At 32.8% G+C, this 17,673-nt stretch carries 14 protein-coding genes; 1 reads left to right on the top strand and 13 read right to left on the bottom strand.

Annotation, left to right across the window (positions count from 1 at the left end; all coding sequences use genetic code 11):
- Window positions 1-4 precede the first annotated feature (4 nt).
- The 7 genes from E5167_RS06425 to E5167_RS06395 all read right to left on the bottom strand — a co-directional run bounded on the left by E5167_RS06425 (window position 5) and on the right by E5167_RS06395 (window position 9,528).
- The gene (locus E5167_RS06425) at window positions 5-928 is read right to left on the bottom strand and encodes a DUF368 domain-containing protein (protein WP_136842291.1); all 924 of its coding nucleotides are present in this window, start codon (window positions 926-928) and stop codon (window positions 5-7) included.
- Between the two features lie 34 nt (window positions 929-962).
- Window positions 963-2,366: a tetratricopeptide repeat protein gene (locus tag E5167_RS06420; RefSeq protein WP_136842772.1), complete on the bottom strand. Its 1,404-nt coding sequence runs from the start codon at window positions 2,364-2,366 to the stop codon at window positions 963-965.
- Between the two features lie 110 nt (window positions 2,367-2,476).
- Window positions 2,477-3,661 (bottom strand): aspartate aminotransferase family protein, encoded by a 1,185-nt coding sequence (locus E5167_RS06415; RefSeq protein WP_136842770.1) that lies wholly within the window; start codon window positions 3,659-3,661, stop codon window positions 2,477-2,479.
- A gap of 1 nt (window position 3,662) precedes the next feature.
- Window positions 3,663-5,426: an OstA-like protein gene (locus E5167_RS06410; protein WP_136842289.1), complete on the bottom strand. Its 1,764-nt coding sequence runs from the start codon at window positions 5,424-5,426 to the stop codon at window positions 3,663-3,665.
- Between the two features lie 126 nt (window positions 5,427-5,552).
- Window positions 5,553-6,824, bottom strand: a complete 1,272-nt coding sequence (locus E5167_RS06405) for an adenylosuccinate synthase (protein ID WP_136842287.1) — start codon at window positions 6,822-6,824, stop codon at window positions 5,553-5,555.
- A 7-nt stretch (window positions 6,825-6,831) separates the two neighbouring features.
- Window positions 6,832-7,287 (bottom strand): Fur family transcriptional regulator, encoded by a 456-nt coding sequence (locus tag E5167_RS06400; RefSeq protein WP_136842284.1) that lies wholly within the window; start codon window positions 7,285-7,287, stop codon window positions 6,832-6,834.
- A gap of 27 nt (window positions 7,288-7,314) precedes the next feature.
- Window positions 7,315-9,528, bottom strand: a complete 2,214-nt coding sequence (locus E5167_RS06395; protein ID WP_136842282.1) for a RelA/SpoT family protein — start codon at window positions 9,526-9,528, stop codon at window positions 7,315-7,317.
- Window positions 9,529-9,690: 162 nt separating this feature from the next.
- Here E5167_RS06395 and E5167_RS06390 point away from each other — a divergent pair, with 162 nt between their 5' ends.
- Window positions 9,691-11,346, top strand: a complete 1,656-nt coding sequence (locus E5167_RS06390; protein ID WP_136842280.1) for an SGNH/GDSL hydrolase family protein — start codon at window positions 9,691-9,693, stop codon at window positions 11,344-11,346.
- A gap of 86 nt (window positions 11,347-11,432) precedes the next feature.
- Here the strand turns inward: E5167_RS06390 and E5167_RS06385 are convergent, their stop codons facing one another.
- The 6 genes from E5167_RS06385 to E5167_RS06360 form a co-directional block, all read right to left on the bottom strand.
- Window positions 11,433-12,119 (bottom strand): hypothetical protein, encoded by a 687-nt coding sequence (locus E5167_RS06385; protein WP_136842278.1) that lies wholly within the window; start codon window positions 12,117-12,119, stop codon window positions 11,433-11,435.
- 307 nt (window positions 12,120-12,426) lie between these two features.
- Window positions 12,427-12,879 (bottom strand): hypothetical protein, encoded by a 453-nt coding sequence (locus E5167_RS06380; protein ID WP_136842276.1) that lies wholly within the window; start codon window positions 12,877-12,879, stop codon window positions 12,427-12,429.
- Window positions 12,880-12,995: 116 nt separating this feature from the next.
- Entirely contained in the window at window positions 12,996-14,162 is a 1,167-nt protein-coding gene (argE, locus tag E5167_RS06375) for an acetylornithine deacetylase (RefSeq protein WP_136842274.1), read from the bottom strand.
- A gap of 1 nt (window position 14,163) precedes the next feature.
- Window positions 14,164-15,567: a YfcC family protein gene (locus tag E5167_RS06370; protein ID WP_136842272.1), complete on the bottom strand. Its 1,404-nt coding sequence runs from the start codon at window positions 15,565-15,567 to the stop codon at window positions 14,164-14,166.
- A 34-nt stretch (window positions 15,568-15,601) separates the two neighbouring features.
- Window positions 15,602-16,834, bottom strand: coding sequence for a M48 family metallopeptidase (locus tag E5167_RS06365; RefSeq protein ID WP_136842270.1), 1,233 nt, complete (start codon window positions 16,832-16,834; stop codon window positions 15,602-15,604).
- Window positions 16,834-17,640 carry a TrmH family RNA methyltransferase gene (locus E5167_RS06360; protein WP_136842268.1) on the bottom strand — a complete coding sequence of 269 codons (807 nt, stop codon included), beginning with the start codon at window positions 17,638-17,640 and terminating at the stop codon, window positions 16,834-16,836. The genes E5167_RS06365 and E5167_RS06360 overlap by 1 nt, the downstream gene beginning before the upstream one ends.
- Window positions 17,641-17,673: the final 33 nt, after the last annotated feature.

The raw sequence follows: 17,673 nt of genomic DNA, 5'->3' as shown, positions 1-17,673 counted from the left end.
GAATTTATCTCATCGATTTTGAACCTATTTTTTCTAATAGAATAATAGTTAAGAAACCTATTAACATTAAACCAATGGCGAATATTACTTGTGGGTTTCCTTCAAATGATGAAGGAGAGATACTTTTTTCTAATAGAGGAACTTCAATTCCTTTTGAATTAGTTCGCCAACTTAATACTTTTTTCCATGGCCAAACCTTATTTAACGACCCTAAAATAAACCCTGTTAATATAGCAAGTGTGAGGTTGTGAAATTTTTTAAACAACCATTTTAAAATGTGGCTAAAACTTAATAAACCTACAATAGCTCCGCTTATAAAAAGCGCTAACTTTTTAAAATCCAATACATGTATTGCATCGCTTAGTGTTTTGTAAGCACCTAAAATAACCAGAATAAAAGATCCAGATATGCCAGGTAATATCATGGCGCAAATAGCTAAGGCACCTGCAAAAAATAAAAAATATGGGCTATCATTAACATCTGATGCAGGAATGGTAGTAATATAGTAGGCTACAATTGTCCCAATAACAACCCCTAATATGGATATAAAATTCCAATTTGTAATTTGTTTTCCAACAAAATAGATACTTGCAACAATAAGTCCAAAAAAGAAAGACCAAATTAAAATAGGATGATATTCAATAAGGTATTTTGCAAGCTTCATAAAGGATACAAAACTTATAACAATTCCAATTAGCAATGCTGTTATAAAATTACCATTTAACTGTTTCCAAAAAGCATTAAAACCTTCTTTTTTTAGTGTTGTTATCAGTGAAAAATTTACGCCACTAATTGTGTTTATTAATTCTTCGTAAATTCCTGAAATAAAAGCAATTGTACCTCCTGAAACTCCTGGAACCGCATCGGCAGCTCCCATAGCCAATCCTTTTAAAGAAATAATAAAATAATCAATTAATCGTCTTTGCATTACTTTAATTTAAGAAATGTAAAGTTAGGTAATTTTAACTTGAAGGATTTCTATATTTTGCTATAATTTCTCGAACAGATTTTAAAGCGTAAATAGCAGGAAAAAGCTCTTCAATAATAAAGTAAAATTCAGGATTTATTCGAAGCGCATTGCTTAAATGTATAATTGCAAGATCTTCTTTATTAAGTAAATAATGCAATCCAGATAATCGGTATTGAACCTCTTCGTTATCAGGATAAAACTCTAAGGTTTGATCAAGAGTAAGTATAGCGACTTCAAACTCACCTAATTGTATTAAAATATCTGCTCTAGATAACCAAGTTTTTAATTCGTAATTTCCTAGTTCCAGCGTTTTTTTATAACCACGTTCAGCTTCTTCTAAAAAGTTTAGACGTTGGTTAATTTGGGCGTATAGCTTCCAATACATCACATTTTCGCTATCAATATTAATTGCCTTATTAATATAATAGAGTGCTTTTTGATAGTTTTGCGCTTTATTGTAAAAATTAGTAATGGCAATCCAACCTTTATCTAAAAGAGGGTCTTCTTCAACCGTTTTATAATAATGCTGTACAGCTAAATCTTTTTGACCTATTTCCTCATAGCATTTACCAATTCTTAAAAGGGCAAATGATGTAGGATCATCAATAGCTAAAGTAATTTTGTAATTTTCAATAGCTTCTTCATAGCGTTCTAATTTCTCAAGAACTTTTCCTTTTTCAAGATAAGCACCAATAAACATATCATCTGAAATAATAGCAAAATCAAAGGCAGTTAATGCTTTTTTATAATCTTTTATTGAAAAGTATTGTTTGCCTAATTGATGCCATGCAACTTGACAATATGGATTTGAATCGAGATATAGATTTAAATAGTCTATAGCTTCAGTGTTTTGCTCTAAAAAGTCGAAACAATATATAATGTTATACAAAGCAGAGTAGTCTTCTTGATCAGCTTCTAAACACTTCATAAAATAATGTTTAGCTTCTTCAAACTTATCTAGGAAGAGGTATTCCATGCCAATTAGAGAGAAAATATCTGCAGAATCCTCAGTAATTTCTAAAGCTTGTTTTAAAATAGAAATTGCTTTTTGATGTTTGTCTTTTTTAGAAAATATGTTAGCCTTTTGAATATAAATTTCTTCGTTGGTAGGTTCAATTTCATATAAATTATTCAATAACTCATCTGCTTTATCTAACTTGTTTTCAAACACATATATTTCTACTTGAAATAATTTTAAATTAACTGAAGTAGGATGTTGTTGTAAACCAAGGGTTATAGCTTTTTTAGCTAAAGCTATTTTACCATTGTCTAAATAATGGTGGATAATATTCTCGAATTCATTTGAGTCAAAAAACAATACGTTATTGGTTTTTAACATAGACTCAAATTTTGTGAGTGATAGATTGTTGTTGTCGTCGTATTGACTAAACTCCATAGGTGGCATTAAAAGTTCACGAAATAAATTTAGCATTCTATTGTATAAAATACTGTGAATCTCATCAATGTTTTCAACAAAGTAATTAACAGCAATTTACTTACTTAAATTTAGGTTTGTTCTAAATTAGTAAGCACTTTTTTAATAATATTACAGCCTGTAATTAGTTCTTTATCAGATATGTTAAGTGGAGGTGTAATACGAATGGCACAAGGTTCAAAAAGTAACCAAAACAGGATTAAACCTTCTTCCTGACATTGCAAAATGACTTGATTAGCTATATCTGCTGAGGGCAAAATAGCAGCTAACATTAACCCTTTGCCTCTAATTTCTTTAATTAATGGATGTTGTAAATGTTCTCTAACAAGTGATTCTTTTTGTAAAGTTTCTGAGATTAAATTGGTAGATGTTATTTCTTTTAATGTTGCTAAAGCTGCCGAAGCAATTACTGGATTTCCACCAAAAGTTGTAATATGTCCAAGTTTAGGATTGTCCTTTAAGCAGTCCATCATTTCTTTTGATGCTGTAAAAGCGCCAATTGGTAATCCACCACCAAGACCTTTTCCAGTGACTACAACATCTGGTGTGCAATTATAATTTTCGAAACCAAAAAGCGTTCCTGTACGACCAATTCCTGGTTGAATTTCATCTAAAATAAATACAGCTCCAACTTCATTACAGCGCTTTTGTACTTGCTGTAAATAGTTGTTTGTTGGTTCTATAAACCCAGCGCCACCTTGAATGGTCTCTAAAATGACTGCTGCAGTTTTGTGGGTAATTTTTTTTAGTTCCTCTTGATTATTAAACGTTACAAATCTCACATCTGGAATTAGAGGTCTAAAGGGCTGTTTGCGCTCTTCATAACCCATAACACTCAAAGCTCCCATGGTATTGCCATGATATGCTTTTTTAGCAGCTATGATTTCTGATCGTCCAGTATAACGACGTGCTAATTTAAGTGCGCCTTCGATGGCTTCGGTGCCTGAATTGGTTAAATAGGTGCTTTCTAGTGGTTGGGGTAGATGTTTTGCTATAAGTTTGGTGAGTTCTACCGCAGGTTTTTGAATGTATTCGCCATAGACCATAACATGTAAATATTTATCTACTTGTTCTTTAATAGCAGTGACAACTTTTGGATGCTTGTGACCTAAACTGCATGCAGAAACACCTGCAACAAAGTCTAAATAAGCTTTATTATTTGTATCATAAATGTAACTTCCTTCGGCATGGGAAATTTCCATAGCTAATGGGTGTGGTGTGGTTTGCGCTTGATATTTAAAAAAATCGGTTTTAATATTATTGTTGCTTTTTGATTTTCTTAGATGTTTTGTCTTCAACTTTCGGAATCTTTCTAGAGGCTTTACTTTCTTTTTCTTTGCTATTACTGTTCTTATCGGATTCTTTTACGCGTTTCATTAGTGCTTCATCAAAAAACTGCTTTTGAGGCACATAATCGTCTAATCCTTTTATAATAGTCAACTCAAGTGGCGGATCGTCTTTAAATAAATCGTCAACACTTTTAGGTCGTTCATTATCTCTCCAAACAAAACCACGAAGCAAACGTTCCTTTTCAGGAAATTCGCCCTCTGGAAATACATTGCCATCAACATCTTTTATTTTTCGAACTTCTAGAATTTCATTATCTTCAATAAATATTTTAATAATACCAGATTTTGCTTTATCTGTTCCAACGAGTTCATTTTTATCATTCCGCATCCAATATATAGATTCGGCATTCTTAATGATATCGACAGTACTGAGTTTGTTGTCTTTAAAAAGTCCGTATAGTTGTTTACCAGACATTTGATGATAACCATCGCCAAGGGTGTCCTTACTAATAATAAAAGCATTGTCGAATACTTTTAAGGAATCGAGTTTTTTTGTTTCTGGGTTTGAAATAAGGTGAATAGTGTCACCTGTCATTTGGTTGCCAATATTCCATAATACTGGTGTGCGTTTTTTTGCAAATTTATCGCTAGATGAAAACCGTTGTAAATTGATGAGTTGCGTTAAACCTGTTTTATGGTTTACGTGTATAGAGTCGGCTTTTCCACTAATATCCGATTTGTATATTTTCGCATTATAATACGCTCTTGTAATTCTGTTTTCAGGTTTACCAGTTACCATTAAAGTGTCGCTATGTATGTATATAGAATCGTTCTCTTGAACAGAAATAGCTAAGGCGCGTTTGGTAATAAATACAGAGTCTTTATCTCTAAACACTTCGGCATAATGCCCTTTTACAATAGCATTATTGATGGTGTCGGTAATTTTTATGTTATTGGTTGCAGATGCATAGCTTTTGTTTCTGTCAAAATACAAGCTATCTCCTTCAATGATTCGGTCATCATAATCTATTCGCGATTTTTTTAAAAAATAACCAGTATCATTTTTAGTGTCATAAAAACCACGTTCACAATATATTTTACTTGTTTCTCCAGTTATAGTTGTAGGTCCAAAAAGGTAGGCTCTTCCTGTTTCAGAATAAAAATCTAACTGATCGGAATCAATGACGTACTGAGGATTTACTAGTTTTACATTTTGTACAAACTGATACTTTTTATTGGACATGTAATAACGCCCAATTTGGCTAGTAATAGTCCCTGATGTATCCTTGACAACTGTTCCTCCACTTTTGTAATATGCTTGTTGCTTTACACGATCCATCCATAAGGTATCTGTTTTTATAGTTGATGTAGGGTCGGTTAATACCACATCTCCACTAGCAAAGGCAAGTTTAGTGATACCACTGTATTCGACATATTTCGAATTCATATTAATGGAATCGCCTTGTTTTATAATCACATTTCCATAGGCTTCTACAAAGTTTTCGTTTTCGTAATGAATCGCTTGATCACACCACATGTCAATACCATCATGATAAATATGAACCTGTTGCGAATCATCTCTGGTTAAAATTCTTGCTCCAGGGCTTTTTTCTTCATCAATACCAAAAAAACCAGAATATTTTATTTTAATTTCTTTTTGTTGAGCATATGAGCAAGTAGAAATAAAAAATGTAATAAATATGAGTAGATATGTTAATTTATGAAACTTCAAGGCTTACTATTTACGGTAAAAATAACTATTATATTAGTTCTTTATTGCTAGTTAATAAACTTTTAGTATAAAAAACCTGTAAACAACATAGTCGATTACAGGTTTAATTTATTTAATTCTAGAAGTTTACCTAAAAATAGTTTGTTTTCTATCTGGACCAACAGATACTATTTTAATAGGTGTTTCCAGTTCTTTTTCTAAAAATGAGATATAATCGTTTAGTTCTTTTGGCATTTGTGAAGCGTCTTCCATAGTAGTTAAATCTTCTTTCCATCCTTTAAACTCAGTATAAATAGGAGTGACGTTATGCGCTTCAATATTATAAGGCAAATGGGTGATTTCTTCTCCTTTATATTTATAAGCTGTACACACTTTTAAACTCTTGAAGCCAGAAAGCACATCGGCCTTCATCATCATTAATTGTGTCACACCATTAATTTGGCATGCATATTTTAAAGCTACTAAATCTAACCATCCACAACGACGACTACGTCCTGTTGTTGCTCCAAATTCATGACCAACGCGTCCCATAGTTTCGCCAACTTCATCAAACAATTCGGTTGGGAATGGTCCTGAACCAACACGTGTGGTGTATGCTTTAAAAATACCAAACACCTCACCAATTTTATTAGGAGCAATACCTAGTCCTGTACATGCACCAGCTGCTGTAGTATTTGATGATGTAACAAAAGGATAGGTGCCAAAATCGATATCTAACAGTGAGCCTTGGGCACCTTCGGCTAAAATAGATTTTCCATTTTTTTGCGCTTGAAACATGTACTCTTCTGAATCTATAAAAGTTAATGATTTTAAAACATCAATAGCTTCAAAAAACTCTTTTTCTAATTCTGCTAAGTCATATTGGATATTTACATCGTAAAAGTCTATCATGGCTTCATGCTTATCAGCTAAGGCACGATACTTATCTTTCCACCCTTCTAATTCTATATCACCAACACGAATACCATTTCGACCAGTTTTGTCCATATACGTTGGTCCAATGCCTTTTAAAGTGGAACCAATTTTTGCTTTTCCTTTGGCTGTTTCACTAGCAGCATCTAATAAACGATGCGTTGGTAAAATTAAATGTGCTTTTCTAGAGATTAATAATGAATTTTTATAATCTACATTTTGTTCGGCTAGTTTATCTAATTCTTTTTTAAATATTACAGGATCTATGACTACGCCATTTCCAACAAGGTTTGAAGCGTCTTCATGAAAAATTCCTGATGGAATCGTGTGCAACACGTGTTTCATACCATTAAATACAAGTGTGTGTCCTGCATTTGGGCCTCCTTGAAATCGCGCAATAATATTATAGTTAGAGGTAAGTACATCAACAATTTTTCCTTTGCCTTCGTCTCCCCATTGTAAACCTAGTAGTAAATCTACTGCCATTATGTAATTAGTTTGTTGGTTGTTTTTTTGTTCCGTAAAAGTAGAGTGAATGATTATGAATGTCTATATCAAAAACGTCTTCGATTGTTTTCTTGATGGATTGAATTCTAGGATCACAAAACTCGATAACTTCACCACTATCTGTTAAAATAACATGGTCGTGTTGTTTGTCGAAATACGACTTTTCGTAATGTGCTTGATTCTGTCCGAATTGATGTTTTCTAACCAAAGCGCAATCCAATAAAAGCTCAATTGTATTGTAAAGTGTGGCACGTGAAACACGATAGTTTTTATTTTTCATTTTAATATATAAAGATTCTATATCAAAATGGTCGTTGCTATCGTATATTTCTTGAAGAATGGCATAACGCTCAGGCGTTTTTCTATGTCCGTTTTCCTCTAGAAATTTAGTGAACACATTTTTTACAATGTCTTGGTTTTTATTTTCTTTTTTTGGACTCATAAATTCGTTGCAAATTTAAACTAATTTTTAAACTCTAGAGACTTTTTCTATACCATTAATTTTTTTAAGTCTGTCCATTAATTTTTTTACTAAGTTATTGTTTTTTACGACCACATTTATTTTTCCGTTAAATACACCTCCTTCAGAATCGAAACTAATACTCTTCATGTTTACATGCATATTACTGGAAATTATTTTAGTGATTTCGTTAACCAATCCAAGATTATCAATACCATTTAATTTTATAATAGCAGTAAACTCTTGTTGAGAAGAGTCAATCCATTTTGCCGACATAATTCTATAGGCATAATTAGATTGTAAACTCAAGGCATTAGGGCAATTTTTTTTATGAACTTTAATGCCTTCATTAATAGTTAAAAACCCAAATACTGGATCACCAGGAATTGGATTGCAACAATTAGAAAGCTTGTAATTTAATTTTTCTTCTTCCTTACCAAATACTAACATATCATATTTGGCAGTTATTTCATCTTTTTCAAGGTCTTCTTTGGATACTGACTGCTTACGATTTATTTTATTTTTAATGAAACTTACTAAAGCATTACTTCTTGAAGCAGCAAATTCTTTTAACATTTTACTATCTATAGTACCAATACCTACACGGTAAAAGAGGTCTAGACTTGTTTTAAGATTAAAATAGTTTACAAGTTCATTGACCGATTTTTCGTTAAGCGTAATTTTTAATTGCTTTAATTTTCGACGTAGAATTTCTTTGCCATCTTCGGCGACAACTTTAGTTTCGGCTTTTAAAGATGATTTAATTTTACTTCTCGCTCTAGCTGTTGTGGCATAATCTAACCAATTGGTGTTTGGTTTTGCGTTTTCAGAAGTCATAATTTCTACCTGATCGCCACTTTGTAGTTCGTGACTTAATGGGACCAATTTCCCATTTACTTTGGCACCACGCGTTTTCATACCAACTTCTGTGTGAATACTAAAAGCAAAATCTAGAGGTGTAGCGCCTTTTGGTAGCGACTTTAATTCGCCTGTTGGTGTAAAAACAAATATTTCTTTAGAGTAAAGGTTAAGCTTAAACTGTTCTACAAAATCTACAGCATTTCCATCGGGATTTTCTAATGCCTCTTGAAGTCGGCTAATCCAAGTGTCTAGGCTGTCATCTTTCTCATTTCCTTCTTTATATTTATAATGAGCTGCATAACCTTTTTCGGCAATTTCGTTCATGCGTTCACTACGAATTTGTACTTCTACCCAACGTCCTTTTGGTCCCATTACTGTAATGTGCAGTGCTTCATAACCAGTTGATTTTGGTGAGGAAATCCAATCACGTAATCTAATAGGATTTGGTCTAAAATGGTCGGTAACGATAGAGTATATTTTCCAAGCTAAAAACTTTTCATTTTCAAGATCAGATTTATATATAATCCTCACAGCAAACTTGTCGTACACTTCATCAAATGAAACCCCTTGTTTTACCATTTTTCGGCGAATGGAAAAAATAGATTTTGGTCGTCCTTTAATGTCATAATTCAGACCTTCTTTGTCGAGGGAAGACTTTAAAATATCACTAATCTCTTTTATGTATGCATCTTGTTGCTCTTTACTTTCTTTTATCTTAAGTAAGATATCGTTGTAAACATCAGGTTCGGTATATTTTAAACCAAGGTCTTCAAGTTCGGTTTTAATATTGTAAAGTCCAATTCTATGTGCTAAAGGAGCATAAATATAAAGTGTTTCGGAAGCTATTTTTACTTGCTTATCAGGTCGCATAGATTCCATGGTTTGCATATTATGCAATCTATCAGCAATTTTTATAATGATTACACGAACATCGTCATTTAAAGTCAGCAGCATTTTTCTAAAATTCTCAGCTTGCATAGACACATTCATGTCCTTTTTTAAAGATGAAATTTTTGTAAGACCATCTACAATTTTGGCAACGGTTTCACCAAAGAGTTGTTCTATATCGTCAATAGTGTAGTTTGGATTGTCCTCAACAACATCATGAAGTAATGCTGCTGCAATAGAGGTGGCGTCTAAACCAATTTCAGAAGCCACTATTTTAGCTACTGCAATAGGATGAAATATATAGGCTTCACCAGATTTACGGCGTTGGTCTTTATGAGCATCAACAGCCACATCAAAAGCTTTTCTAATGAGTTTTTTATCCTCATTGGTAAGCATACGGTAACTAATTTTTAGGAGCTCTTTGTACTCTTTTGCAATGGCTGCATTTTCTTTTTCAATCTCAACATCTGTCATAGATTAAAAATAGCATAAAGTAAATAAATGAGCAATAGGTTTTAAGGATTTAATTTTGAAGAATTATATTCTACATTTGTAGAGCAATTTATTTGTTCTATATTTGTAGAGGTAAACAATTGTTACAAATTGAAGTAAATGTCATTTATTAAAATCAATCTAGTGAAATCAATTAAAAGTTTTTTTTATTTAGCCTTTATTCTATTTACTATACTATCGTGTTCAAATTCTACTGAATCTGATTCGTTAAAAGTTCTTTTTATAGGAAATAGTTATACTTATTATAATAGTTCACCAGAGTTGCTAAAGGCTTTGATTAGGGAAAAATTTCCTAAAAAACCAATTGAAATTCAACTAATTAGTCAAGGAGGTATGACTTTGAAGCGTCATTGGGAAGAGGGTAGAGCAGTGGAAGTAATAAAATCGAATGATTGGGATTATGTGATATTGCAAGAGCAAAGCAAGCTAGGTATGGGATTAATAATTGATAATGATATTTATTTTGGACAAACAGATCATTTTTATGAATATGCCACAAAATTTGATACTGAAATAAAAAAAATAGGTGCACAAACGGCCTTTTTTATGACATGGTCGGTTAAACAACGTCCTGAGGAGCAAAAAATATTAACACATGCGTATTCTACAATTGCTAAAGAGCTCAATGCAAAATTGATTCCAGTTGGGTTGGTTTGGGATAAGGTTCGAAACCAGGCAAAATTTGATTTATATGACTTAGATGGATCGCATCCATCTGCTTATGGTTCGTATTTGGTGGCTACTTCAATATTTTCAGCATTACTTGAAGAAAGCCCTTTAGGCTTATCTGGTGTCATTTCAGGATTACAATTATCAAGCACAGGTGAACCTTCTTTAGATAGCCAACCTTTAGTGGATATTTCAGAGACTGATGCACAAACGATTCAAAAAACAAGCTGGAAAGTTGTTGAAGATATCCGTAAGAAAGGTGGTTACATTGACATAAATAAGCCTAAACAAAAATATGTATTGCCTAAACTTACAGAAGGAGATGTTATTGATACTAAGGAAATAGAAGGAAGATGGTATGGAACTTCTACCTATAGCAATAATTACCTCGGAGTAATCTTAGATGTTGAAAACATAGAAAACAGTTTAGAGGCAAAAATCTCTTTTTACTCACCAAATGGGCAAGATAAAATGTTTGTAACAGATGTTGAATTAAAAGATAAGCAACTTAATATGATTTTAATTGACAGCTTAAGAACTATGAGTTCTAACCTCAATTTTTATTTTAACAACAAAAAATTAAATGGCTTATCTAAATCTTTTGGTGGTGATATTACAAATTATAAACATTGGAATTTATCTAGACTAAATAATCAAAATGGATTAGACTTAGAAGCATTAGATGTATTGATAACAGCTTTTAATAATGACATAGAAAGTAAAGGATATGTAAAAGCTGCTATTAATTATTATAAAAAGTATAGTTCTTTAATAGGCAAATCTTACTTGCCTGAAGAAGCATATTTGAATGCAGTTGGATATAATTTTGTTGAAGATGGTAAAGTAGATGAAGCACTAAATATTTTCGAACTGGCAATGATTTTGTATCCAGAATCAGTAAATACTTATGATAGTTATGGAGAAACTTTAATAAAAGCTGGAGAGTTTGAAAAAGGATTAAGTGTTTACACAAAAGGATATGAACTAGCTAAAAAAACTGGTAATGAAAATGCAACCTATATGGAAGCAAACTTAAAAAGGTTTAAAGAAGGTAAATCTAAACAACGACAAACTGAGCTTCTACCACCACCACCTCCAACAGGGATTTAATTTTAGTTAATTAATAGTTTTTATGAAAGTAATAATGTTTTATAAAACTTTGTTTATGCTTCGCCTTTGTAGCTTTCCATTAAATATTATTCTTTTTTCTGAGGTATAGGAGAAATCATAATATGTGCTCTATGTGTTCCAGGGTTCATAATCCAAGGATGGTTTGGAGCTAATGGTACTTCAGGTAAACCAGTTGACTCTGCAGTAGCAAAAGGCATATACACCACATATCTGTATTGTGCACCTGGAACTTCTGAGGTTTCAGGGTTATATTGTGTTTCTGAACCAAAATAAATATGTAACGCTGATCCAAGTCCTCCCATATCTAGCTTTCCAGATTTAGCCTCTGCTTCTCTAATATCAAATATTTCTTGAAACGTTTTCCCTTCAGCTTTTAACGCTCTTCCTCTAGCCATAAAGGGTTCAAGATTTTTATGATAGCATGCTGCACTAAAACCAGCTTTATTTGGGTCGTCTGCCAGACAAATAAACTCATTACTCCCTTCTTTTAGGGTTACAAACTCTCCAGCCATATTGTAGCCAATTACTGTGGCGTTAGCTCTACTTTCTTCAGGCGCAGCCATTAGTGCGGTTGCAATTAAAGCTTCATCTGTGGTAATATCTTTAAGAGCGATATCAACTTCTCCTGAGGTGTCAGTTTCTAATTTGATTGTGGTATCAGATTGTTCTGTGCCATTGTCTTTTGTCTTTGTCTCTGAGTTACAAGATGCTAATATTGCTAAAAAAGCAAATACTATAATTATTCTTTTCATGTTGTTTGTTTTAGTTTCAACTAAGATAATGAAATTAAAGAGGCTTTCAATTTTTGGGATTTCGTTTAACGTGTTTCACTATGGTTTCGTTGCGTGAAAATACGCGAGGATTTTCCGAAGTAGGCGAGTAGTAGCAATTACTTATAGACATCCTAAGTTTGCTTTTAATTATATTAATCATTTAATAGAAAGAACAAAAGAGCAGAGTAAGGTTATAATAGTCGTAGGAGCTTTAGATTCCGTCAACAATGAAAACCCCTGCTTTTATTATTTGAACACGTTCAGTTCTTTGTTGTGTGGCGTTTTTTTATCTTTTTTCTGCATATTTAAACTTATCGAAATTTTTAGGAAACTCATTTGTTATTTCTAATTTATTCGATGTTATGGTTGGTTTTATTTTTATGACTTTGGTTTTGTTATCTATTTCAATTTCGTGTTCACTTCTCATATTCACAACATCAATATGTAATACTTTAAAATGGTGTTTCCCTTTTTTGAGATTTATAATTACATACTCGCTTGGTCTAATTTGTCCAAGAGGTTTTTGGTCAAGCCAAATATTCAGTCGAGCTGTATTGTCCATTTTGTGTAAAATATTAGCTCCGTTATAAATCAGAACATTTCCATTGCCTAGGTCATTCAGTTCAACATTTTCGATGTTAGTTTTTATGAATGTATATTCGGATGTAATTGGTTTTAAAGCACAAGAAGTTAGCAGGATAAAGCTAAATGAGGCGATGATAATTCTAATGTTTTTCATTTCTAAGATTGTTTGGGTTTAATGACACACAATGCGATGATATGCAACGTTTTAATGTTTAATATTATAAGTTAACGAAGTTAGTTGTTTTTTCGCACAAAGTCAATATTATGTGTCTATTGGAAATCAGTAGAACTTAGTTCTGTAATTAAGTTTTTCATCATTTCCATACCTTTTATTAATTCCTCTTTTGCAATAAATTCATCTGCTCTATGTGCTTGTGCGATAGAACCAGGACCACATATAACTGCTTGAAAACCTTCGGCAGCAAATTGTCCAGCTTCTGCGCCATAAGCCACGGTATTCAATTTTGAGTTTCCAGAGATGCGTTTTATTAAATCTACCACATCATCTGTTTCTTTGGTATCTAAATGAATGACTGGAGGATGGTTTTCTATGGTTTTAATTTTAAAATCAGGAAAAATATGACGCAATTCTTGTTCGCGTTCTCTGCAATAGGCTTCAAACTCATTGACAATAGTATCTGTTTTATCCATTGGTATGGTGCGTAAATCCCAATAAAAATGAGCTTTATCTGCAATAACGTTGGGCGCAATACCACCATCAACTTGCCCAATATGTATGGAAGAATGTGGAGGGTGAAAGCGGTCATCCAATCGTTTATCTTCTATGAGACGATTCATCTTATTTTCCAACCATAAAATAAGTCGCATGGCTTCGTGTATGGCACTTACTTCTTGTTTAATCCTGCTACTGTGTCCTGCAGAACCATTGACGTAAGTTTCCAGAATATAAATTCCTTTTTGCCCTACAATGGGTTGCATTAAAGAAGGTTCACCAATAATGGCATATTTTGGTGTTTCAGTGTAATGTGTTTTTATAGCTTGAGCTAATTCAGGACCAGCTAAACAACCCACTTCTTCATCATAAGAAAAGGCGAAGTAGATAGGTTTTTTTAAATTGGCTTTTACCATATTTGGTAATGCAGCTAAGCAGCATGCTACAAAGCCTTTCATGTCGCATGAGCCTCTTCCGTAGAGTTTTCCATCGCCTTTATCTGTCAGTTTAAAAGGGACAGTCGTCCATTCCTGACCTTTAACAGGAACTACATCTGTATGACCAGAAAGAATCACACCTCCATCAACAGCTGGACCAATTCTGCAATGCAATGATGCCTTATTTCCTTCCTCATTTGGAACTAAAGTAGTCGTAATACCATAAGATTCTATATACTCTTTAATCCAATGAATAATACTTAAGTTGCTTTCGCCTCCAAGTACTGGAAAGGATACAAGTTTAGCTAAAATATCTTCTACTGTCATATTAACTATAGTTTGTTGCTACTGCAATGATTAATGCTAAAAAGGCAATGAATAATAAAGTGATTAATACCGGAAAAATAAATCGAATCCATCTGTCAATTGGTACTCGACACATACTTAACATAGCTATTAAACCTCCTAAAGTTGGATTGATTAAATTAGATAAACCATCACCAATTTGAAATGCTAAAATGGTTATTTGTCTTGTTAAACCTAATGATTCTCCTAAGGGAAGCATTACTGGTAAGGTTGCCAATGCTTGACCACTTCCAGAAGGAATAAAAAAGTTGATAACTGTTTGTGAAACAGACATGCTAATTGCTGAAGCATACAAAGGTAAACCTTGAAGCATCACTGATAAATTATAGGAGATGGTGTCGCCAATATTTCCCATTTCCATGAGTACTTTTATTGATGTTGCAAAACCAACCATAAACGCTCCAGGAGCAGCAACAGATACTGCTTTTAAAACAGTTTCACTCATGGTTGTGGCATCCATTCTAGACACAATACCACACACTAAACCAATCATTAAAAATACAGCAGATAGCTCGTTGAGATACCATTTTAGGTTGAAAACGCCATACAAAATGACTAATAAGCCAATGATAAAAATGGAAATTACCATCCAGTTTTTTCCTGAAACTCTATAATCTTTAATGGGTTTTGAAAGAGACATATTGCTTATATCCAAACCTTTGCCTAAGCTTTTTTCAGGGTGTTTTGTTATTTTTTTGAAGTATCTCACATTGTAATACGCCATAATGCTTAAGCCAACAAAGCAAAGTACGCTTCGTAAAAGTGCTCCTGAAAACATTGGTAATTCAGCAATTTTATGACCTGTACCAACAGTATAAGGATTGATAGGAGAGAGTCCAAACCCAATGGTCATGGCGCCAACTGAAATACCTGCAGCCAAAATTAAATCGCCACCAAGAGCTAAACTTAAAACTGCAGCAATGGGAACCATAGCAATATTATTTTCATAACCAACTGCTACACCTAATAGACCATAGATAAAGGTCATGATAACGATAATGAGATTTTTATTCTCAAAACCTAATGTTTTAACGAGTGTACCAACGGAATTTTCGACTGCTTTGGATTTTTCCATAAACCCAAACATAATGGCACCTGCAAACACAATAAAAATGATTTCGGAGGCAGATTTAAACCCAAGAGGCATGGCTTTAAACATGTCTAATAATCCAATTGGAGTAGAAGGAATAACTTTGTATGAATCTGGTACGACTGCTTTTCTGCCATCAACTAAAATACGTTCATAAGTTCCAGCAGGAAGTATATATGTAAGAATAGAAACTAAAATGATGATACCAAACAACATGGTTACTGCATGCGGAATACGCTTGTACCATGGTTTGTTTTCAAGATTGATTTCGCTCATTTAAAAAATAAAGAGCCTAAGATAGTCTTTTCTTTTACGACCTCAAATTCTTAATACGTTGCAATAATGTTGGATGGGAATAATGCATAAACACATACGCAGGATGAGGTGTTAAATTGCTTAAGCTGTTTTTGGATAGCTTTTTTAGTGAAGTGATAAGCGGTTCTCCAGCATAGGTGTCTTTGGCATAATTATCAGCCTGATACTCAAACTTTCGAGACATAACATTCATAATTAAACTAGTAATTTCACTAATTGGACTATATAATAATCCAAAAGCGATTAATCCAATATGGAAACTCGATATCTCAACACCTAAAGCATTTGATAACAAAGGGTTTGAAATTAATAATGACAAAATATACAGTGTTAAACCAGTTAGCAAAATAGATGCAGAAAGGTTAAAAATAATGTGTTTGCGTTTGTAATGACCAATTTCGTGAGCCAAAACTGCTACGATTTCTTCATCCTCTAAATCTTTAATTAATGTATCGTAAAGTGTGACACGTTTTTCGCTTCCAAATCCTGAAAAATAAGCGTTGGCTTTCGTACTTCGTTTTGAACCATCAATCACAAATATTTTATTGAGTTTAAAGCCAACAGTTTTAGCATAATTGGCTATTTTAGTTCGTAATTCACCATCTTCTAAAGGTGTTTGTTTATTAAAAAGAGGCACAATAAGTTTTGAATAAAACATATTCATAAACATAGTAAAAACCGTTATCAGAGCCCACGCATACAACCAAAAATTACTTTTTGTAGCTTCATAAAACCAAATGATGAGCGCTAAGATTCCGCTTCCAAGAATGGCTAGCATGAGCCAACCTTTTATTTTATCGAGAATAAAAGTTTTAAGAGTGGTTTTGTTAAACCCAAATTTTTCTTCAATCACAAAGGTTTTGTAATAAGCAAAGGGTATTGTAATAATGTCGCTTGCAAGCATGATAATTCCAAAGAAAATAAGTGCAATTACTATACTGTTTTCACTATAACCTCTAGCTATGTTGTCAACAAATTCAAAACCGTCAAAGTAGAAAAAAGCCAACGTAAGAATTAAAGAAAAGGTAGAGGTGATGTTAGAAAATTTATGATTAGTTGCTTTGTAATTTTGCGACTTTTTATACTCATTTGTATCATACACATCTTGTAATTCAGCTGGTAAAACGTCGTTGAAATGTTTAGCGTTAAGCGAACTTAAAATCTTATCAATTATAAAATTGATGATAATGATTCCTATGATGATGTAAAAAAGGGTGGTGCTTGTCATTAGTTAAATTGTCTTTGTCGTTTAGCTTCAAAAATTAAAATTCCAGCGGCTACCGATACATTCATAGAATCAATGTCACCTTGCATAGGAATAATTATATTTTGTGTTGAGTTGTTCAGCCATTCATCACTTAGTCCTGTTGCTTCAGTACCAACAACAATAGCTATTGCCCTAGTATAGTCTTGCGTGTGATAATCTACCGACGCTTGTAAAGCGGCACAATAAATATTAATATTGTTTTCCTTTAAAAAGTTAATGATATCTTCAGTTGAGCCAGTTGCTATCTGATTGGTAAATACACAACCAACACTAGAGCGAATAATATTTGGGTTGTACATGTCTGTTTTTGGGTTGGCAATAATTACAGCATCAACATTAGCAGCATCGGCAGTACGTAATAAGGCTCCAATATTACCAGGCTTTTCGGGTGCTTCAGCAACTAAAATTAATGGAGTTTTGGTTTTAAGATGAAGCTTGTTTAAACTTAAAGGTTTCGATTTAGCTACTGCTAATACGCCTTCAGTAGTTTTACGATATGCTAGTTTTTGATACACTTCTTGAGAAATTGAAATAAGCTCAGGTTGATTTTCTATTGCTTTTATTTGTTTATTTATACTATCTCCTGAAATAATTTTATCGAGAAACAAAATGGATTCCAACACGTAGTTTCCTTTCAAAGCTAATTCAATTTCACGTTGACCTTCAATTAAAAATTGTCCAGAATTTCTACGACTTCTAGATTTTTCTTTTAATTGAACTAATTGTTTGATTAATGAATTTTGTGTGCTTGTAATATATTGAGCCATATTGAAGCAAAAATAAATAATTAAAGTAATTAA

Source organism: Pontimicrobium aquaticum (assembly GCF_005047595.1).
GTDB lineage: Bacteria > Bacteroidota > Bacteroidia > Flavobacteriales > Flavobacteriaceae > Pontimicrobium > Pontimicrobium aquaticum.
The sequence above is the reverse complement of the archived record's forward strand: the minus strand, read 5'-3'. Positions and strand labels throughout refer to the sequence as shown.